Annotated in this window: 14 protein-coding genes; 9 read left to right on the top strand and 5 right to left on the bottom strand. The window is 59.9% G+C overall.

Annotated elements, in window-relative coordinates:
- Nucleotides 1-15 precede the first annotated feature (15 nt).
- Nucleotides 16-1,485 carry an IMP dehydrogenase gene (gene guaB / locus ACA068_RS23760; RefSeq protein WP_150633824.1) on the top strand — a complete coding sequence of 490 codons (1,470 nt, stop codon included), beginning with the start codon at nt 16-18 and terminating at the stop codon, nt 1,483-1,485.
- 97 nt (nt 1,486-1,582) lie between these two features.
- Nucleotides 1,583-3,160, top strand: coding sequence for a glutamine-hydrolyzing GMP synthase (gene guaA, locus ACA068_RS23755; RefSeq protein WP_046054681.1), 1,578 nt, complete (start codon nt 1,583-1,585; stop codon nt 3,158-3,160).
- 72 nt (nt 3,161-3,232) lie between these two features.
- Here guaA and ACA068_RS23750 read toward each other — a convergent pair whose 3' ends face one another.
- Nucleotides 3,233-6,292: a membrane-targeted effector domain-containing toxin gene (locus ACA068_RS23750; protein WP_497310653.1), complete on the bottom strand. Its 3,060-nt coding sequence runs from the start codon at nt 6,290-6,292 to the stop codon at nt 3,233-3,235.
- Nucleotides 6,293-6,391: 99 nt separating this feature from the next.
- Entirely contained in the window at nt 6,392-7,096 is a 705-nt protein-coding gene (gene treR / locus ACA068_RS23745) for a trehalose operon repressor (RefSeq protein ID WP_497305213.1), read from the bottom strand.
- 236 nt (nt 7,097-7,332) lie between these two features.
- Between treR and treP the strand changes: the two genes are divergently transcribed.
- The 7 genes from treP to tadA all read left to right on the top strand — a co-directional run bounded on the left by treP (nt 7,333) and on the right by tadA (nt 16,908).
- The gene (gene treP / locus ACA068_RS23740; protein WP_497305211.1) at nt 7,333-8,775 is read left to right on the top strand and encodes a PTS system trehalose-specific EIIBC component; all 1,443 of its coding nucleotides are present in this window, start codon (nt 7,333-7,335) and stop codon (nt 8,773-8,775) included.
- Nucleotides 8,776-8,894: 119 nt separating this feature from the next.
- Nucleotides 8,895-10,541 carry an alpha,alpha-phosphotrehalase gene (treC, locus tag ACA068_RS23735; RefSeq protein ID WP_497305209.1) on the top strand — a complete coding sequence of 549 codons (1,647 nt, stop codon included), beginning with the start codon at nt 8,895-8,897 and terminating at the stop codon, nt 10,539-10,541.
- A 105-nt stretch (nt 10,542-10,646) separates the two neighbouring features.
- On the top strand, nt 10,647-11,870 hold the full coding sequence (locus tag ACA068_RS23730) for a maltoporin (RefSeq protein ID WP_497305208.1): 1,224 nt from the start codon (nt 10,647-10,649) through the stop codon (nt 11,868-11,870).
- Nucleotides 11,871-11,932: 62 nt separating this feature from the next.
- A complete protein-coding gene (ptsP, locus tag ACA068_RS23725) occupies nt 11,933-14,467 on the top strand; it encodes a phosphoenolpyruvate--protein phosphotransferase (protein WP_497305206.1) in 2,535 nt (844 codons plus the stop codon).
- 2 nt (nt 14,468-14,469) lie between these two features.
- Complete coding sequence (locus ACA068_RS23720; RefSeq protein WP_497305204.1) at nt 14,470-14,760, top strand: PTS sugar transporter subunit IIB; 291 nt, start codon at nt 14,470-14,472, stop codon at nt 14,758-14,760.
- A 274-nt stretch (nt 14,761-15,034) separates the two neighbouring features.
- Nucleotides 15,035-16,411, top strand: a complete 1,377-nt coding sequence (locus tag ACA068_RS23715; protein WP_497305202.1) for a multicopper oxidase family protein — start codon at nt 15,035-15,037, stop codon at nt 16,409-16,411.
- Nucleotides 16,411-16,908, top strand: coding sequence for a tRNA adenosine(34) deaminase TadA (gene tadA / locus ACA068_RS23710; protein WP_497305201.1), 498 nt, complete (start codon nt 16,411-16,413; stop codon nt 16,906-16,908). The genes ACA068_RS23715 and tadA overlap by 1 nt, the downstream gene beginning before the upstream one ends.
- Before the next feature lie 133 nt (nt 16,909-17,041).
- On the opposite strand, the gene cmoB is transcribed toward tadA, so the two are convergent.
- The 3 genes from cmoB to ACA068_RS23695 all read right to left on the bottom strand — a co-directional run bounded on the left by cmoB (nt 17,042) and on the right by ACA068_RS23695 (nt 19,616).
- Entirely contained in the window at nt 17,042-17,998 is a 957-nt protein-coding gene (gene cmoB, locus ACA068_RS23705) for a tRNA 5-methoxyuridine(34)/uridine 5-oxyacetic acid(34) synthase CmoB (RefSeq protein ID WP_497305199.1), read from the bottom strand.
- Complete coding sequence (cmoA, locus tag ACA068_RS23700; RefSeq protein WP_497305197.1) at nt 17,995-18,774, bottom strand: carboxy-S-adenosyl-L-methionine synthase CmoA; 780 nt, start codon at nt 18,772-18,774, stop codon at nt 17,995-17,997. Before cmoA ends, cmoB begins: the two co-directional genes overlap by 4 nt.
- Nucleotides 18,775-18,980: 206 nt before the next feature.
- Nucleotides 18,981-19,616, bottom strand: coding sequence for a lysoplasmalogenase (locus tag ACA068_RS23695; RefSeq protein WP_497310652.1), 636 nt, complete (start codon nt 19,614-19,616; stop codon nt 18,981-18,983).

Here is a 19,616-nt window from a genome sequence, read left to right as displayed (position 1 = left end):
TCGGGAGCCCCCGCGATGCTGCGTATCAGCCAAGAAGCTCTGACATTCGACGACATTCTCCTAGTGCCTGGTTATTCCGAGGTGCTTCCTAACGAAGTCAGTCTCAAGACCCGCCTAACCCGTGGCATCGAGCTGAATATTCCCCTGGTTTCTGCCGCCATGGACACCGTCACTGAAGCCCGTCTGGCAATCGCCATGGCTCAGGAAGGTGGAATCGGCATCATCCACAAGAACATGACCATCGAGCAGCAAGCTGCCGAAGTTCGCAAGGTCAAGCGTTACGAAGCCGGCGTGGTCAAGGACCCGATCACCATCGAGGCTGAAGCCACGGTTCGTGAACTGTTCGAACTGACCCGCATGCACAACATCTCCGGCGTTCCGGTTTTGCACAATGGCGACCTGGTCGGCATCGTCACTTCCCGTGACGTGCGTTTCGAAAATCGTCTGGAAGCCACTGTCCGCGAAGTGATGACGCCGAAAGAGCGCCTGGTCACGGTCAAGGAAGGCGCCGACAAGAACGACGTTCGCGAGCTGTTGCACAAACACCGCATCGAACGCGTGCTGATCGTCGACGACAAATTTGCCCTCAAAGGCATGATGACCGTCAACGATATCGAAAAAGCCAAGGCTTACCCGCTGGCCAGCAAGGACGATCAAGGTCGTCTGCGCGTTGGCGCTGCCGTCGGTACTGGTAAAGACACCGGTGACCGCGTCGCCGCCCTGGTCAATGCTGGCGTTGACGTGGTGGTGGTCGACACCGCACACGGTCACTCCAAAGGCGTGATCGACCGCGTTCGCTGGGTCAAACAGAATTTCCCTGAAGTGCAGGTCATCGGCGGCAACATCGCCACCGGCGCTGCCGCCAAGGCCCTGGCCGAAGCCGGCGCTGATGCGGTCAAGGTCGGTATCGGCCCTGGCTCGATCTGCACCACCCGTATCGTCGCCGGTGTCGGCGTCCCGCAAATCAGTGCCATCGCCAACGTCGCCGCTGCCCTTGAAGGCACTGGCGTTCCGTTGATCGCCGACGGCGGCATCCGTTTCTCCGGTGACCTGTCCAAGGCCATCGTTGCCGGTGCTTCCTGCGTGATGATGGGCTCGATGTTCGCCGGTACTGAAGAAGCGCCGGGCGAGATCGAACTGTTCCAGGGTCGTTCGTACAAGGCTTACCGCGGCATGGGTTCGCTGGGCGCCATGTCCCAGGCCCAGGGTTCCTCCGACCGTTACTTCCAGGACTCGTCCGCGGGTGCCGAGAAGCTGGTTCCGGAAGGCATCGAAGGGCGTGTTCCGTACAAGGGCAGCCTGAGCGCCATCATCCATCAACTGATGGGCGGCCTGCGTTCCTCGATGGGCTACACCGGCAGCGCCGACATCGAAGAAATGCGCACCAAGCCTGAGTTCGTGCGGATCACCGGCGCCGGCATGGCCGAGTCCCACGTTCACGACGTACAGATCACCAAAGAAGCGCCAAACTACCGCGTAGGTTGAGGCTTCAAGCAAACGTTAAGTAACCGGGGCTGTTTTATTCAGCCCCGAGTTGTTTCTGAATCACGACTGTTTCTGAATTACTAGACGAGACTGAATCATGGCCCTCGACATTCACGCTCACCGCATCCTGATCCTCGATTTCGGTTCCCAGTACACCCAGCTGATTGCCCGCCGCGTGCGTGAAATCGGCGTGTATTGCGAACTGCATCCGTTCGATATGGATGAAGACGCGATTCGCGAATTCGCTCCAAAAGGCGTCATTCTCGCCGGCGGCCCCGAGTCCGTGCACGAAGCCAACAGCCCTCGCTGCCCGCAAGCGGTGTTCGACCTGGGCGTACCGGTCTTCGGTATCTGCTACGGCATGCAGACCATGGCTGAACAGCTGGGTGGCAAGGTCGAAGGTTCCGAGCTGCGTGAGTTCGGTTATGCCCGCGTTGACGTGGTCGGCAAAAGCCGCCTGCTCGACGGCATCGAAGACCACATTGACGCTGACGGCCTGTTCGGCCTCGACGTGTGGATGAGCCACGGTGACAAAGTCACCAAGATGCCACAGGAATTCCACATCCTGGCCAGCACCCCGAGCTGCCCGATTGCCGGCATGTTCGACGATGCTCGCGGCTACTACGGCGTGCAATTCCACCCGGAAGTGACCCACACCAAGCAGGGCGGTCGCATCCTGTCGCGCTTCATCCTCGACATCTGCGGCTGCGAAGCGTTGTGGACGCCGTCGAAGATTGCTGAAGACGCCATCGCCAACATTCGCGCCCAGGTTGGCACCGATAACGTACTGCTCGGCCTGTCCGGCGGCGTTGACTCCTCGGTGGTTGCCGCGCTCCTGCACAAAGCCATCGGCGACCAGCTGACTTGCGTCTTCGTCGACAACGGTCTGCTGCGTCTGCACGAAGGCGAGCAAGTGATGGCCATGTTCGCCGAGAACATGGGCGTCAAGGTGATCCGCGCCAACGCTGAAGACCAGTTCCTGAACAACCTGGCCGGCGAGTCCGACCCAGAGAAAAAACGCAAGATCATCGGCCGTACCTTCATCGACGTCTTCGATGCCCAGTCCAACAAACTGGACAACATCAAGTACCTCGCCCAAGGCACCATCTACCCGGACGTGATCGAGTCGGCTGGCGCCAAAAGCGGCAAGGCTCACGTGATCAAGTCGCACCACAACGTGGGTGGCCTGCCGGAAGAAATGAACCTCAAGCTGGTTGAACCCCTGCGCGAGCTGTTCAAGGACGAAGTCCGTCGTCTGGGCCTGGAACTCGGCCTGCCGTACGACATGGTCTACCGTCACCCGTTCCCGGGCCCGGGCCTGGGCGTGCGCATCCTCGGTGAAGTGAAGAAGGAATACGCCGACCTGCTGCGTCGCGCCGACCACATCTTCATCGAAGAACTGCGCAAAGCCGACTGGTACCACAAAGTCAGCCAGGCCTTCGTGGTGTTCCAGCCAGTGAAATCGGTTGGCGTTGTGGGCGATGGTCGTCGTTACGCTTGGGTCGTGGCCCTGCGTGCGGTGGAAACCATCGACTTCATGACCGCGCGTTGGGCACACCTGCCTTACGAACTGCTGGAAACCGTCAGCGGCCGGATCATCAACGAAATCGAAGGCATCTCCCGCGTCACCTACGACGTGTCGAGCAAGCCGCCAGCGACGATTGAGTGGGAATGATCCCGGTTTCAACTGATCGTCCGTAACACCTGAAAGGCCCCGTGAGCGCAAGTTCACGGGGCCTTTTTGCGATCAGGCCACTGCAGCGGGCAGGCGCCCTTCAAGGGTGAGGCCCATGCGGTTGAGTGCGTGGACAAGGTTGATCAGATTCGCGTAGGTGATCTGATGCACGGCAGTCCAGGCAGGACGGTTAATCAGAAAGCCGCCATCCATCGTTCGCTCAATCATCGTTCGCGCAATCTGGTTGGTCCGGCTGCGATGGATCAGCGTCAACGTGTCCTCCGAATTTTCAATGGTGAACATGCCTTGGCGGAACAGCAGCTGATTGATTTGCTCGGGCGATCGCTGAATGACCTGAGTCGGCATCTGCAGGCTGATGTCGGCATACAGAGTGTCGACATTGCCACTCATCTGGGGCGCGGCCTCTGTAACTTCACGGCCGACTTCGATGCCATGGTCGATGTCGAGGTGCAGACTCTGTTCAGGGCCCACTTCTTCGATGCGTAGACCGATACCTCCCTCGGTTTCGCTGATGCCGGCCATTCCCCTGAACGTGTTTGTACTCTCCTGGTCGGTGAGCACCACCCATTTGCCGCCGCCATTGCGGGCTTGAGTGGCCTGCATGATGGTATGGGTGAAGTAGGTCCTGACAGATTGCCGTGAGATGGCGCGGAAGTTCGGGTCTGTGTAGCGATAGCTGGCCAGGCAATCGGTAGCCTGGATTCGAATGCCGTTCTGTTGGGCCGTCTTGACGACTTCAAGGGGGGTGAACTGTCCCGCAGGATCGCCTGGCAGTTTTTGCAGGTACTTCTCCAGCATGCCATGCATGTCGCCGGTTTCGGCGAAGTCGTTCAGGTCGACTTGATTGAAGTCGTTGAGCAGGCGATGCATGTAGATCGTCTTGACGCCTTGTTTCGCCAGCGTCGGCATGTTTTCGATCAGGAACCGCATGCTGGCAATGCGATCCTGACTTTCACCGACTACAAGGCCGGGCGCCGAGTTGAATATGTCCTCGATGAGTTCTGTAACGGTGGTGGAGGGTGTGATGACGGGCTGAACCGGCCGAGCGGGCAACGAGGCAAAAAAGTCCTTCGGGATCTGGAATCCGATTGCATCCCTGATCAGGACCGCTCGACGCCCGGCGACATACTCTTCATAGGGGGTGATCCCTGTGATGCCCCTGCCGGGCGTGGCGACGACTTTTATATGGGTTTCGGGCTTTCCCAGGGCCAGAAAGTTCAGCGAACGTCCATTCGGAGCGTCGTATCTCGTCAAATGCCTGAAAAAATCAGACCTTGGCCGGGCATGAGTCGTCGGCCTGGAAGGACCGGGAACGGGAGCGGGCTTGCTGAGGCCTTTGCCGCCGCCTTTCAATCCGGCTTTCGGCGCCAGCTCCCATTCGCCCTCGCCATTCAGGCGCACGGGAATTGATCCCGTGGAGGCATGCGGGTTGGCCGGGTCAATGATCGCCCACGTACCGCTACCATTGAGGTCGGCTTCGTAGCGAACGTAGTAAGCCTGATCGTTCATCATGATGGCGGTGGAAGGGTTTGAGTCCAGCGAGTAGATACCCCAAAATTTTCCGCTCGTGGCCACAGGGTAGTTTTCGAGGATTTCATTGCATTGCCAGTGCTCTGGCACTTCAAAAGCTTCCGCGGTTTCATCTGGCAGGGTAGGCAACACACCCGGCTGCAGGGGGCCTTCCTCTGATTCTGCGGACGCCTGATGGTCTTGCGTGGCGACGGTTTCTTCCGGATCGATCGTCTTGTACAAATCCGCCATCTCGGCTGCTTCAGCCGCCTCAGCAGCGGCCCCGGCTTCATCCAATACGTTGACCTCCTTGAGCAGCGGAATATTGAACAGGGCATTGATGCCATCGAGCACCGCACCGATGACGCCGGCCTTGCGCTGCGCCGCCGTTTTGCCATTGACCGCCTTGTCGATGTTCAAGCCCATCGCGGCGATGCTGGCGCCGATCACCGGCAACGCGATTGGCCAACCCAGAACCGCCAAGGGGCCAAAAACATGCAGGCCGGCAGACAGGTAACCCAGCCAAAGTTGTTTGCGCATTTCTCCGTGGGTCACCAGCGTCAGATCCGCCTCTTCCAGCATCGTGCTCTGGACCGCCCGGCTTTGCCAGGTGAAGGCATCGCCGCTGATTGTGATGTTTTTCTGGTTGATCAAGTGGTGGTCGTATTTTCCCCAGGTGCCGACCAGCTGGTTCATCAGCGGGGTGATGTTGTCGTGGACTTCCTTGCGTACCGACAGCGGGAAATGAGTCATGAACTCGGTGCGTGGCTGCTCTTCATTCATTTGCAGCAACATCCACCAGTGCATGTCCGTCAGTGTCGGATGCACGTGGAAGGCCTTTGCGGCGCCGGGAACGTAAGTGATCTGCCGACCGTTGCGGTCAACGATGCGCAGAATATCGGTGGCGACATGCCCTGCAACATCCAGCGCGCAGACACGAAGATCCTCAGGCGAAGTGGTTTGGGTCCGCAGCGTCGCCAGGGAGATTGGCCAGGCCGCGCCACCGGCGACGGCCCTTACGACCGTCTGGAAATCCGCCTCTTCCAGTTGACCGTTTTGCCGCGCCTCGACGGCTTTGCTGAGGTAGTTGGATTTGGCCAGGGTCCGGAAGTCATCGAAATGAGTTGCCCAGAACGTGTTCAGTTTATTCAGGTAGCGTTCACTGAGGTTCATGTCCCACAGGTCCGTGAGGACCTTGCTGGGGTACATCCGCACTTCGTTGGTTTCATTGAAGATGCTGGCGCTTGCATCTGCCGTGTAAAACCCGCCGTTACTGTTTAGTTCGAGGGCGTCGTCTTGGTCGGTGACGCGGTATCCCTGGATGACCAGTTGCGTCAGGGTCAATGATTCACAGGGTTTGGGGGCATGCTCCCAACTCAGAAAGGCCTTGGTACTGCTGGCCGAGACGTTATCGAACCGGTGCCACCAGACCTGATCCGGGTCCATGCCGGTGATGCCGTGTTTTTGCAGGATTTCGCTGGCGACCGCGTGGGCTTCTTCCTTCAAGCCCGGGCAGGCTGTCACAACGACGGGGGCAATCGTTTTCAGCTGCTCCTTGTCGGCAGCATTGGGTAACGCTTCGGTACTCTGATCAACAGGCATGCTCTCGCTCCTTGAGAAATGGGCCATGACGATGACCTGTTTGCTCAAGGCAAGTGCACTACATAGTTATGCCCACATGCCTTTCGTGACCGTGTAGGGTCAGCGCCGTGCCACATCCGAAAAGTAGAACTTGTCGAGGGTATGCCTTGATTCGGTGTACTCGAACTGCCGACCGTCCTGCAGGAAAGTCTGGTTGCTGACCACGATCACATGGCTCTGGCCGTCGAGGTCCAGGTGATGTTGGTCGTCCTTGCTGCGGGGGACCGCTTCGATGGTGCGCTGGGCGTAGGCGATTTGCAGTTGCAGGGTCTGTTCGATGAAGGCGTAGATCGACTGCTCGGCGATGTCGCGGGACAAACCGGGAATCACGTCGCTGACGAAATGGTTGATGTCGAGGATCACGCGTTTGCCGTCGATCCGCCGCACGCGCTTGATCCGCGTGATCAGGCTGCCTTCTTCAGCCTTGATGTGCTCGAGCAAATGGCCCTCGAGGGGAATTTGTGTGAATTCGACCACCTCAGTGCTGACATCGTTACCCAGGCGCGGATAGGTCTCCTGGAAGCTGACGATGCCGCCCAACTGGAATTCGATCGGGTTGGTGGAGAGCACGAAAGTGCCTTTACCGTGGACTTTCTGGGCGAATCCGCGCTCCTGCAATTGCTCGATGGCCCTGCGCACGGTGCCGCGGCTGGCCTGATAGCTGTCCATCAATTCGGTTTCGGAAGGCAACCGTGCGCCGCGTTCCAGACGTTCGGTCGTGATGCTGGCAAGCAGATCGCTGTAGATCTGGTTGTATTTACTCATGGGGATGGCTCTGTGCCGCGAGGTACTCAAGGTTTCGAACCTTAAGGGCAGGGTAGGGGTTTGTCCATGCGGCTTTGGGTTTCATCGTTTCGTGAGGTAGGAAAAATCGCCAACTACACAGTTCGGAATAAACAAAATCAAACTCGTCTGTACGAGTTGTTGCTTTAACTCGTACAGACGAGTACTTTTCGCTTCGGCGTGCTGCCAAAAACAAAAAACTACAGCGGAAGAAAAGCATGAGCCACGACTATCCGAACATCGCCAGCGAGCTGCTGCAAAGCCTCGGTGGCAGCGATAATCTCGAGCAGGCTGCGCACTGCGTCACACGCCTGCGCCTGGCCCTCAAGGACCCAAGCCTGGTCGACAGCGCCACGCTGAATCAGGTTGATCTTGTGAAAGGCTCATTCTTCACCGGTGGCCTGTTCCAGGTGGTCATCGGCCCCGGCGAGGTTGAAAAGGTGTACGCCGAACTGCGCCGTCAAACGGGTCTCGCCGCTTCAACCATCGCCGACGTTAAACAAAAAAGTGCCGACAAGATAAACGCCATGCAGCGTCTGGTGCGGGTGTTTTCCGACGTGTTCATGCCGATCCTGCCGGCGTTGATCATTGCGGGGTTGTTGATGGGCATCAACAACCTGATCGGTGCGAAAGGCATGTTCATCGAAGGCCAGACCCTGCTGGACGCCTACCCGAAACTCGACGGGCTCTGGAGCCTGATCAACCTGATGGCCAACACGTCTTTCGTGTTTCTCCCGGCGCTGGTGGGCTGGTCGGCGGCCAAGCGGTTCGGTGGCAGCGAAATCCTCGGCATCGTGCTCGGCCTGATGCTGGTTCACCCGGACCTGCTCAACGCCTGGAACTACGGCAAAGCGGTTGCCGGGCTGGACGGTCAGAGCCTGCCGTACTTCGACATTCTCGGGCTGTTCCAGATCGAGAAGGTGGGTTACCAGGGACAAATCCTGCCGATCCTGCTGGCGGCCTATGTGATGAGCGTCATCGAGAAGTGGCTGCGGGCGCGGGTGCCGAACGCCGTGCAGTTGCTGGTGGTGCCGATTACCACCATCGTTGTCACTGGCGTGTTGGCGTTGGCCGTGATCGGCCCGGTGACCCGGCATCTGGGGATTCTCATCACCGAAGGCGTGGTCATGCTGTTTGACCTCGCGCCGATGGTAGGCGGGGCGATTTTCGGGCTGCTCTACGCGCCGCTGGTGATCACCGGCATGCACCACATGTTCCTCGCGGTCGACTTGCAGCTGATTTCCACCCAGGGCGGCACGTTCATCTGGCCGATGATCGTCATGTCCAACCTCGCCCAGGGCAGCGCGGCACTGGCGGTGTTCTACATGACCCGCAATGTGCGAGACAAAAGCATGGCCTCGACCTCGGCGATTTCCGCCTATTTCGGCATCACCGAGCCGGCCATGTTCGGGGTCAACCTGCGCTACAAGTTTCCGTTCTATGCGGCCCTGTGTGGCTCTGCCCTGGGTTGCATCTTCCTGTCGCTGAACAAGGTCCAGGCCTCAGCCATCGGTGTCGGTGGCTTGCCCGGTTTCATCTCGATCATTCCGCAGTTCATCCCGGTGTTCGTGATCGGGATGGTCATTGCCATGGTCGTGCCGTTTGTTCTGACCTGCGGGTTGAGCATGAAGATTGTCCGGCCGGGGTATCGGGTCGCTTGATAGATCGCATTCGCGGGCAAGCCTCGCTCCTACAGGTTACGCATTCCAATGTAGGAGCGAGGCTTGCCCGCGAAGGGGCCATAACGGTCACCGCATCAATTAATGGAAGGAATAGCGCCATGCAAGACTGGCAACGTTCGGTGATCTACCAGATCTACCCGAAGAGTTTTCACAGCCACGCCGGCAATCCCACGGGTGATTTGCTGGGTGTCGTGGCCAAGCTCGATTACCTGCAATGGCTGGGTGTCGATTGCCTGTGGATCACGCCGTTCCTGCGTTCACCCCAGCGCGACAACGGTTACGACATCAGCGATTACTACGCCATCGACCCGAGCTACGGGACCATGGCCGATTGCGAGTTGCTGATTGCCGAGGCGGGCAAGCGCGGGATCAAGCTGATGCTCGATATCGTGGTCAACCACACCTCGATCGAACACAGCTGGTTCCAGCAGGCCCGCAGCAGCCTCGACAACCCGTACCGCGACTTCTATATCTGGCGCGATCAGCCGAACAACTGGGAATCCAAGTTCGGTGGTTCCGCCTGGGAATACGAGGCGCAGACCGGTCAGTACTTCCTGCACCTGTTCGATCACACCCAGGCCGACCTGAACTGGGACAACCCGAAGGTGCGCGCCGAAGTCTTCAAAATGATGCGTTTCTGGCGCGATAAAGGCGTGGGTGGTTTCCGTCTGGATGTGATCAACCTGATCTCCAAACCGGCGGACTTCCCTGAAGACAATACCGACGGTCGACGCTTCTACACCGACGGCCCGAACGTGCATGAGTACTTGCAGCAAATGCACCGCGAAGTCTTCGAAGGTCACGACCTGATCAACGTCGGCGAGATGTCCTCCACCAGCCTGGAACATTGCATTCGCTACTCGAAACCGGAATCGAAAGAACTGTCGATGACCTTCAACTTCCATCACCTGAAGGTCGATTACCCGAACCTGCAGAAGTGGATTCGTGCCGACTTCGACTTCCTGGAACTCAAGCGCATCCTCTCGGACTGGCAGTCCGGCATGCAGGCTGGCGGTGGCTGGAACGCACTGTTCTGGTGTAACCACGACCAACCGCGAGTGGTCTCGCGTTTTGGCCATGACGGTGAGCATCGCGTGGTGTCGGCGAAGATGCTTGGTACCGCGCTGCACTTCCTTCAGGGCACACCGTTTGTGTATCAGGGCGAAGAGCTGGGCATGACCAATCCGGGGTTTGATCACATCGATCAGTACCGCGATGTCGAAACGCTGAACATCTTCCGCCTCAAGCGTGAAGCCGGTGCGACCGATGCCGACAACATGGCAGCAATCATGCAGAAATCCCGGGACAACGGCCGTACACCGATGCACTGGAACGCCGAGCCGAATGCAGGGTTCAGCGCCGCAGAACCCTGGATTGGCGTGCCGGCGAACGCGGCGCAGATCAACGTAGCCACCCAGCTCGACGACCCGGACTCAGTGCTGCATCACTACCGTCAGTTGATTGCCCTGCGTCGCAGCGAAGCGCTGATGTCCGATGGCGTCTATCGGCAATTGCTGCCGGAGCACCCGCAAATCTGGGCGTATGTGCGTGAAGGCCATGGCGAACGTTTGCTGGTACTGAACAACTTCTATGTCACGCCGTGCGACATCGAGCTGACGGATGACGTGTTCAGCGCAGCAGTGACTCAACGCTTGGTCATCAGCAATTACCCGGACTGTCCGCCGCCAAACCGGCAGATTTCTTTAAGGCCCTATGAGTCGTTCGTTTTGCACCTGACCGACTGACCGACCACTAAAAACACCGACGTTAAACAACACGCAGAACGCTGCGCGGGGGAGTTTTGCGCGCCGATTTTGTGGAACGACACAATAAAAATAATGGGGTGGTTCTTGAAAACAACACTAAATCGCAGCCTTGCCGCCGCGAGCGTATGCCTGGCGTTGCCTTTGTCGGCGCAGGCCCTGGAGTTCGGCGGTTACCTGCGTAGCGGCGTCGGGACATCGGTCAACAGTGGTAAGCAGCAGTGTTTTCAACTGCCCGGAGCGCAGACCAAATACCGCTTGGGCAACGAATGCGAGCAGTACGCCGAACTCGAACTGCGCCAGGACCTCTACACCCTGGACGACGGTTCGGTGCTGAGTGTCGACGGCATGGCGTCGCTGTATAACCAGTACGACAAGGACCTGACGTTCAACGGCGATAATGGCTCGGTGCGCATGCCGCAGATGTACGCGCAGTGGTCGAACATGCCCAATCTCAACGGCGGCTCGCTGTGGGCCGGTCGGCGTTATTACAAGCGGAATGACATCCACATCTCCGACTTCTACTACTGGAACCAGAGCGCCACGGGCGGTGGTATCGAGGACGTGCTGATTGGCGATTTGAAGTACAGCTATGCTTTTTCGCGCAAAGACAACCTGTATCAGAAGGACTACATCAACCGTCACGATTTCAACGTCGCCGGTTTCCACACCAACCCCGGTGGTGAGCTGGAACTCGGGCTGAGCTACATCGACAAACCCGACAGCCGCGACGCACACCGGGGCTGGGCAATCACCGCACAGCATGTGCAAAAAGGTTTTCTGGGTGGCAAGAACAAACTGGCCTTCCAGTACGGCGAAGGCCCGGGCACTGGATTGGGGTATACCGGTAACGTAAAGCTGGACGACAGCAACAAAAGCTACCGGGTGGTGGAGTTCTTCGACTGGCAAGTGACGCCACGGTTTGGCGGGCAAGTCGAGGCGGTTTACCAGAAAGACATTCGCCCGGACGGGGCTGATCAGAACTGGATTTCCTTGGGGATTCGCCCGACTTACGCGCTCACCGAGCAGTTCAAATTGGTGACCGAACTGGGGCACGATCAGGTCGAAGCCTCGGGCGGCACGCGCAAGCTGAGCAAGTTCACCTTCGCCCCGACATGGTCGCCCAAAGGCCCGGAATTCTGGGCACGGCCCGAGGTGCGTCTGTATTACACCTATGCCAGCTGGAACGAAGCGGCAAAGCGGGCGGCCAATGAGCTGGCGGCGGGTTCGGCGTTGTCCGATACCGGCGCCTTCGGCACGGCAAGGCACGGTGCGAATGTCGGATTGCAGGTCGAGTATTGGTGGAAATAAGCGATGCTGTCGGAGCCTCGCGCTCCATCGGCACTTCAAAGAACAAAACAGCAGGTGACGTCATGGCCACACCCCAACAATTGCAGCTGCACGCCCCCCTGTCCGGCGTATTGGTGCCACTGGACCTCGTGCCCGATCCGGTGTTTTCCAGCCGGGTCATCGGCGATGGCCTGTGCATCGATCCGTCTTCAACAACCTTGTGCGCGCCGCTGGCCGGAGTTGTCAGCAATGTGCAGGCCAGTGGGCATGCCGTCAGCATCACCGACGAAAAGGGCGTGCAGGTGTTGATGCACATCGGCCTCGACACGGTGAACCTGACGGGAAAGGGGTTTACGCGGCTGGTGGAGGAGGGCCAGCAGGTTGACGTTGGGCAGGCGCTGATCGAGTTCGATGCCGATTTTGTTGCATTGAATGCCCGCAGCCTGCTGACGTTGATGCTGGTGGTCAGTGGAGAACCGTTCACCTGGCTGACGCCGGAAACGGGCCTGGTAGAAAGTGGCCAGCCGCTACTGAGCCTGAACCTTGTCAAGCAGACAACCGATACGCCGCTAACGGAAGCGGACGAAGCGCTGTTTTCCAAACCGGTGACACTGGCCAACCCTAACGGCTTGCACGCCCGCCCGGCCGCGGTGTTTGCTCAGGCGGCCAAAGCTTTTTCGGCGAGCATTTCCCTGCATAAAAAGCAGGAGACTGCGAACGCGAAATCCCTGGTGGCGATCATGGCGTTGCAGACGGCGCACGGTGACGTCATGCAGGTCAGTGCGGCCGGCCCGGACGCAGACGCGGCGATCAAGACGCTGACCGAACTGCTACTGACTGGATGCGGTGAAGTGGTCGGGGGCCCGGTGCTAATTGAGGTGAATGCGCTCGAGGCTTCATCGCTGACGGTGCTGCGCGGAGTTTGTGCATCGCCCGGGTCGGCGTTTGGCCAAGTAGTGCAGATAGCCGAGCAAAAACTGGAAGTGAATGAACTCGGCGCTACACCGCAGGTGGAACGCGATCATCTGTCTCGCGCCCTGGCCGAGGGGCTGGAGGCTCTGCAACAGTTGCGAGACAACGCCACGGGCGACGCGCAGGCCGACATCTTCAAGGCGCATCAGGAGCTGCTCGAAGACCCGGGTTTGCTGGAAGTGGCTCACGTGCTGATCGATGAAGGCAAAAGCGCCGGGTTCGCCTGGCGCGCGGCCACCGAGTCGGCAGCCTCCTTGTTCAAAAGCCTGGGCAACGCCCTGCTCGCGGAGCGGGCGGCGGACCTCGCCGATGTTAGCCAGCGGGTGCTCAAATTGATCCTCGGTGTACGGGATCAGGCGATGGAGCTGCCTGAAGGGGCGATCCTGATCGCCGAACAACTGACGCCGTCGCAGACTGCCGGGCTCGATACCCGCAAGGTACTGGGTTTCGCCACGGTCGGCGGCGGCGCCACCAGCCATGTCGCGATCCTCGCCCGGGCGTTCGGTTTGCCGGCGATCTGCGGGCTGCCGGTTCAAGTGCTGGCGCTGGTCAACGGAACCCAGGTGTTGCTCGATGCTGACAAGGGCGAATTGCAGCTGGATCCGGATCTGCAGGCCATCGAACAGCTGCAAGCCAGGCGCCAGCTTCAACAGCAACGCCGGCAGCATGAGTTGGCGCACGCAACGTTGGCCGCCTGCACCCGCGACGGTCACCATGTTGAAGTGACGGCCAACATCGCTTCGCTGGCAGAAGCCGAGCAAGCCATGGCACTGGGAGGCGAGGGCGTCGGTTTGCTTCGTTCGGAGTTTCTCTATCTGGATCGCAACCATGCGCCGAGCCATGACGAGCAGGCGTCCACCTACAGCGCCATCGCCAAGGCACTCGGGCCGACGCGCAATCTAGTGGTGCGCACCCTGGACGTCGGCGGCGACAAACCCCTGGCCTACGTGCCGATGGACAGCGAAACCAACCCCTTCCTCGGCATGCGCGGGATTCGTTTGTGCCTGGAGCGCCCGCAGCTGTTGCGCGATCAGTTCAAGGCGATCCTTGGCAGTGCCGGGCGGGCTCGCCTGCACATCATGCTGCCGATGGTTACGCAGCTGTCGGAGTTGCGTCTGGCCCGCCAGCTGCTCGAAGAAGAGGCGCTGGTTTTGGGCCTCACGGAACTGCCCAAGCTGGGCATCATGATCGAAGTCCCGGCGGCGGCACTGATGGCGGACCTGTTTGCGCCCGAGGTGGACTTCTTCTCTATCGGCACCAACGATCTCACGCAATACACCCTGGCCATGGACCGCGATCACCCGCGTCTGGCCAGTCAGGCCGACAGCTTTCATCCGGCGGTGCTGCGCCTGATTGCCAGCACCGTAAAGGCCGCGCACGCCCACGGCAAATGGGTCGGTGTGTGCGGCGCCATGGCCTCCGAGACACTGGCCGTGCCGCTGTTGCTGGGGCTTGGGGTGGATGAACTGTCGGTGAGCGTGCCGTTGATTCCGGCGATCAAGGCAGCGGTTCGTGAGCTGGACCTGGTGGACTGCCAGGCCATCGCCGAGCAAGTGCTGGGCCTGGAAAGTGCCGGACAGGTGCGCGAGGCGTTGCGGCTGTATCACGAGGCGACGGTTGATACTTCACTGGTTCTGGAGAACTGAACATGTTCGAGAAAATGCAGCGAGCGTTCTGGAAAGCGTTGACGCCGGATCTGGTGGTGGATGAGCCGAAGGCAGTAGCTCAGCCTGTTTCTGGGCTGGCGCCGGATATCGTCGCCGCGCTGGGTGGCATGGATAACCTCAAGTCGCAGGGGCCTGTGGCGCTGACTCGGGTCAGGGTGGAGCTGCGGGATGTGACGCAGATGAATCGGCAGGCATTGAATGTCGCAGGTGTGCCGGGCGTGATGGTGCTGGATGACGGGGTGGTTCATCTGATCACCGGCCTCCAGCCATAACCGATCCCCTGTGGCGAGGGAGCTTGCTCCCGCTCGGCTGCGAAGCAGTCGTAAAACCAGCCAACGCAATATCCCTGGTGCGATGCGATTGTTGGATACAGGGCCGCTTCGCAACCCAGCGGGAGCAAGCTCCCTCGCCACAGATGCTTTGCCAGCCTTGCTGTCCCTGTGTCCCATTGCCGCCCCACCCTTACTGTTTCTCAACCGCAGGTGTATCGTATTCGCCTTTTACAGGCCTTCGGGCCTGTCGCTGATACGTGAGGTAGTTGAGTTCATGTCCTTTACCCGTCGCCAAATCCTCGGTGGCCTGGCCGGTCTTGTTGTCGTTGGTGTCGGAGCGGGGGGCGCGTCGCGGTACTGGCTGGGCAAGATGGCCGACGCTGACGCCGGCCATGACTATGAGCTGATCGCGGCACCGCTGGACGTCGAACTGGTTGCCGGGCACACGACCGAGGCCTGGGCGTTCGGCCCATCGGCGCCGGGCACTGAACTGCGGGTTCGTCAGGGTGAATGGCTACGGGTACGCTTCATCAACCACCTGCCGGTAGCGACCACCACTCACTGGCATGGCATTCGCCTGCCACTGGAAATGGACGGTGTCCCCTACGTTTCGCAATTGCCGGTGCTACCGGGCGAGTACTTTGACTACAAATTCCGCGTGCCGGACGCCGGTAGTTACTGGTATCACCCGCACGTGAACAGCAGCGAAGAACTCGGCCGCGGCCTTGTCGGTCCACTGATCGTCGAAGAGCGTGAGCCCACCGGTTTCAAATACGAGAAAACCCTGAGCCTCAAGAGCTGGCACGTCGATGAAGAGGGGGCTTTCGTGGCCTTCAGCATTCCTCGCGAAGCCGCCCGTGGTGGCACGGCGGGACGCCTGTCGACCATCAACGGTGTCTCGCAAGCGGTTATCGACTTGCCCGCCGGGCAAATCACCCGCGTGCGCGTGCTCAACCTTGATAACACGCTGACCTATCGCCTCAACATTCCCGGCGTCGAAGCGCAGATCTACGCGCTGGACGGCAATCCCGTGGAGCCGCGCCCAATGGGCAAGGAATACTGGCTCGGCCCGGGCATGCGCATCTGCCTGGCGATCAAGGCGCCGCCCGCCGGTGAAGAATTGTCCCTGCGCAACGGCCCGGTTCGCCTGGGCACGTTGCGCTCGGTGGCGAATACTGAGGCCCCCACCGAATGGCCGCCCGCCCTGCCGGCCAACCCGGTGGCCGAGCCCGACCTGGCCAATGCCGAGAAACTCAACTTCAATTTCGAATGGGTGGGCTCGGTGTCGGTCAACGTCGACAACGGCAAACCGCCTAGCCTGTGGCAGATTAACGGCAAGGCTTGGGACATCACGGACAAGACCTGCGCCGACCGCCCGATTGCCAAGCTCGAAAAGGGCAAGAGCTACATTTTCGAATTGAAGAACATGACTCAGTATCAGCACCCGATCCACCTGCACGGCATGAGTTTCAAAGTCATCGCCTCGAACCGGCACAAGGTCATTCCGTACTTCACCGACACCTACCTGTTGGGCAAGAACGAGCGCGCGCGAGTGGCGCTGGTAGCGGATAATCCCGGCGTGTGGATGTTCCATTGCCATGTGATCGACCACATGGAAACCGGCCTGATGGCCGCCATCGAGGTGGCCTGATGCGTCAGATACGTCCCGCCGCGATCATCGACCGCAGCCGTGATCGCGACTACATGCGCGAAGCACTGGCCCTGGCCGCACAAGGCGCGGCGCTGGGTGAAGTGCCGGTGGGCGCGGTGCTGGTGCAAGACGGCGAGATCATCGGTCGCGGCTTCAATTGCCCGATCAGCGGCAACGACCCGAGTGCCCACGCCGAAATGGTGGCGATCCGCGCCGCAGCATTGGCCGCCAGCAACTATCGTCTGCCGGGCAGCACGCTGTACGTAACCCTTGAGCCATGCAGCATGTGCGCGGGGCTGATCGTGCATTCGCGGATTGCGCGGGTGGTGTATGGCGCTCTGGAGCCGAAAGCGGGGATTGTGCAGAGTCAGGGGCAGTTTTTTACCCAGGGCTTCTTGAATCACCGGGTGCTGTATGAAGGTGGGGTGTTGGCGGATGAGTGTGGGGCTGTACTCAGCGAGTTCTTCAAGGCCCGCCGCGCCAAACCCGCAGACTAAACACTGAACCCTGTGGGAGCGGGCTTGCTCGCGAATGCGGATTAACATTCAACAGATTTGTTGACTGATCTACCGCTTTCGCGAGCAAGCCCGCTCCCACAGGGGGATCTTTTTTGGGAGGGAGATCGGGTGTTTACTTGCGGGCCACGATGACCGCCCGCATCGGTGCCGGCAGCCCTTCAATCGTCTTGCTGTGATCCTGCGGATCCAGAAAATCACTCAACGACTGGTACTTCATCCATTCCGTCCCGCGCTGTTCCTCGACCGTGGTCACGCTCACGTCGACACAGCGAACATCCGTAAACCCGGCACGCCGCAACCACAATTCCAACGCCGGCACCGACGGCAGGAACCATACGTTGCGCATCTGCGCATAACGGTCTTCCGGCACCAGCACCTGTTGCTGATCACCTTCGATCACCAACGTCTCCAGCACCAGTTCGCCGCCCTTGACCAGGCAATCCTTCAGCGCCAGCAAATGCTCGATCGGCGAGCGACGGTGGTAGAACACGCCCATGGAAAACACCGTGTCGAAGCCTTCCATGTTCGGCGGCAGGTCTTCGAAAGGGAACGGCAGGTGCCAGGCATTGGGTTCTGACAGGTAACGCTGCACCGCCTGGAACTGGCAGAAAAACAGCCAGTTCGGGTCGACACCGATCACGCTGTCGGCGCCAGCACCGAGCATACGCCACATGTAGTAACCATTGCCGCACCCCACATCGAGGATGCGTTTGCCCTTCAGGTCCAGGTGCGGCGCGACCCGCGACCACTTCCAGTCCGAACGCCATTCCGTGTCGACGTGTACACCAAACAGATCAAACGGCCCTTTGCGCCAAGGCGACAACCCCATCAACGCGGTACGCATTTGCGCACGGGTCTCAACGTCGCAATCGGTGTCCAGTGTCAGGCCATTGAGCAAATCAACTTCACTCGGCTGAATCTTCGGCAACGCATCCAGCGCACTTTGCCAGCGCTCCAGGTCGCCATGGCCCTTTTCCATTTTCTTGTCGAGTTGCGCTTGCAGGGTGTTGGCCCATTCGGCCAGCGGCGTGCCAGCCAGACGGCGGGCGAGGGGGGACAGATCAATCATGGCAAGGCAATCAACGAGGCAAAGTTAAGACACTGGAACCACGGCACGACTTTCGAGAACCCGGCCGCCAACAGGCGCTCGCGGTGTTCTTCGAGGCTGTCGGGCTTCATGACGTTTTCGATGGCGCTGCGCTTCTGTGCGATTTCCAGTTCGCTGTAGCCGTTGGCGCGTTTGAACGCGACGTGCAGGTCAGTGAGCAGCGCGTGTTCTTCGAGGTCGTTGAAGCGCAGTTTCTCCGAGAGGATCAACGCGCCGCCGGGCAGCAGCGACTGGCGGATGCGCGCGAGCAACGCGGTGCGCTGGTCCGGGGCGATGAATTGCAGGGTGAAGTTCAACGCCACCACCGAGGCGGGCTGGAAGTCGAGGGCGAGGATGTCGCCTTCGATCACTTCCACGGACAGCAACTCCTGGAACATCGAGTCCTGACCGTTGAGGTATTCGCGGCAACGTTCGACCATTGCCGCAGAGTTATCCACAGCGATGACGCGGCAACCGTCGGTGCGCACGTGACGGCGTAACGCCTGAGTCACGGCGCCCAGGGACGAGCCGAGGTCGTAGAGCACGCTGTTGGGCTGGGCGAATTGCGCGGCGAGCACGCCGAGGTTCTCGACGATGGTCGGATAACCCGGCACCGAGCGCTTGATCATGTCCGGGAACACCCGCACCACGTCCTCGTTAAAGGCGAAGTCGGGCACCTGGGCCAAAGGCTGGGCGAAAAGGCGATCGGGTTCTTTGCTCACGGCGGTTCCAGCGGCGTAGGTGGAAAAGGCCGGCATTTTAGCCAAATTGACGGGGGGATGCGCGGGTTGTCTGATAAACCGCTGGGCTGATTGGGTTTGCGGGATTGAAAGGCTGTTGTGGCGAGGGAGCTTGCTCCCGCTCGGCTGCGAAGCAGTCGTAATGTCTGTGAGCACGGTGAACCTGAAGTAATACACAGGAGCGCTGCGCACTCCAGCGGGAGCAAGCTCCCTCGCCACAGGGCTCAGCGCGATTTCGGGCCAAACGCCGACGCCGCAATCCCCCATTGCCCCAGCCAGTAACTGAGGATGATCACATAGGGTGCCGCTTCGAACGGCAGCACGAATCGATTGATGCCAATCACGCTGTCGGAAAACACAAACGCCACCGCACCGGCCGCCGCCAACAGCGCCGAGCGTTTGGGTACTTCGGTCCCGAGCCGGGCCAGCGCCCGCCAGAGCATTGCGCTGATGGCCAAGCCGTAGACAATCACCGGAATCAACAACGGGCCCAGTCCGTGGGAAATCAAAATCCCCAACAGCACCGCGCCAACCCCCAAGGCAATCACCAGTGGCAACAACGCCAGCCGCCGGCAATCACTCAAGTAAGCCTTCAGATAGGCCAGGTGGGCGACCAAAAATGCCCCAAGGCCAAACACAAACAAATCCCCGGGCCACGCCAGCAACACATCGCCGAGCAGGGAGAAAATCAATCCGAGGCTGATCCAGCGCCGATACTCACTGGGCGGCGCATCGTGCAACCAGCCGAGCAGGGCCAGTACCGGCAACGGTTTGACCAGCAGGCAAAGCAGCGCGGCATGCACGCTCAAACCATACAGAAAGGTCACTGCGCCCATCAGCGCCAGAATCAGCCAGCCCAC

The sequence above is a fragment of the Pseudomonas sp. LBUM1660 genome, from assembly GCF_059695935.1.
This window is presented reverse-complemented; position numbering and strand designations above follow the sequence as displayed.

Excerpts from the sequence above, each read along its gene's own strand:
- guaA (WP_046054681.1), top strand. The coding sequence starts at position 1,583 with ATGGCCCTCGACATTCACGCTCACCGCATCCTGATCCTCGATTTCGGT.
- treR (WP_497305213.1), bottom strand. The coding sequence starts at position 7,096 with ATGAGTAAATACAACCAGATCTACAGCGATCTGCTTGCCAGCATCACG.
- ptsP (WP_497305206.1), top strand. The coding sequence starts at position 11,933 with ATGGCCACACCCCAACAATTGCAGCTGCACGCCCCCCTGTCCGGCGTA.
- cmoA (WP_497305197.1), bottom strand. The coding sequence starts at position 18,774 with ATGCCGGCCTTTTCCACCTACGCCGCTGGAACCGCCGTGAGCAAAGAA.
- ACA068_RS23720 (WP_497305204.1), top strand. The coding sequence starts at position 14,470 with ATGTTCGAGAAAATGCAGCGAGCGTTCTGGAAAGCGTTGACGCCGGAT.
- guaB (WP_150633824.1), top strand. The coding sequence starts at position 16 with ATGCTGCGTATCAGCCAAGAAGCTCTGACATTCGACGACATTCTCCTA.
- treP (WP_497305211.1), top strand. The coding sequence starts at position 7,333 with ATGAGCCACGACTATCCGAACATCGCCAGCGAGCTGCTGCAAAGCCTC.
- tadA (WP_497305201.1), top strand. The coding sequence starts at position 16,411 with ATGCGTCAGATACGTCCCGCCGCGATCATCGACCGCAGCCGTGATCGC.
- ACA068_RS23750 (WP_497310653.1), bottom strand. The coding sequence starts at position 6,292 with ATGCCTGTTGATCAGAGTACCGAAGCGTTACCCAATGCTGCCGACAAG.
- ACA068_RS23715 (WP_497305202.1), top strand. The coding sequence starts at position 15,035 with ATGTCCTTTACCCGTCGCCAAATCCTCGGTGGCCTGGCCGGTCTTGTT.
- treC (WP_497305209.1), top strand. The coding sequence starts at position 8,895 with ATGCAAGACTGGCAACGTTCGGTGATCTACCAGATCTACCCGAAGAGT.
- cmoB (WP_497305199.1), bottom strand. The coding sequence starts at position 17,998 with ATGATTGATCTGTCCCCCCTCGCCCGCCGTCTGGCTGGCACGCCGCTG.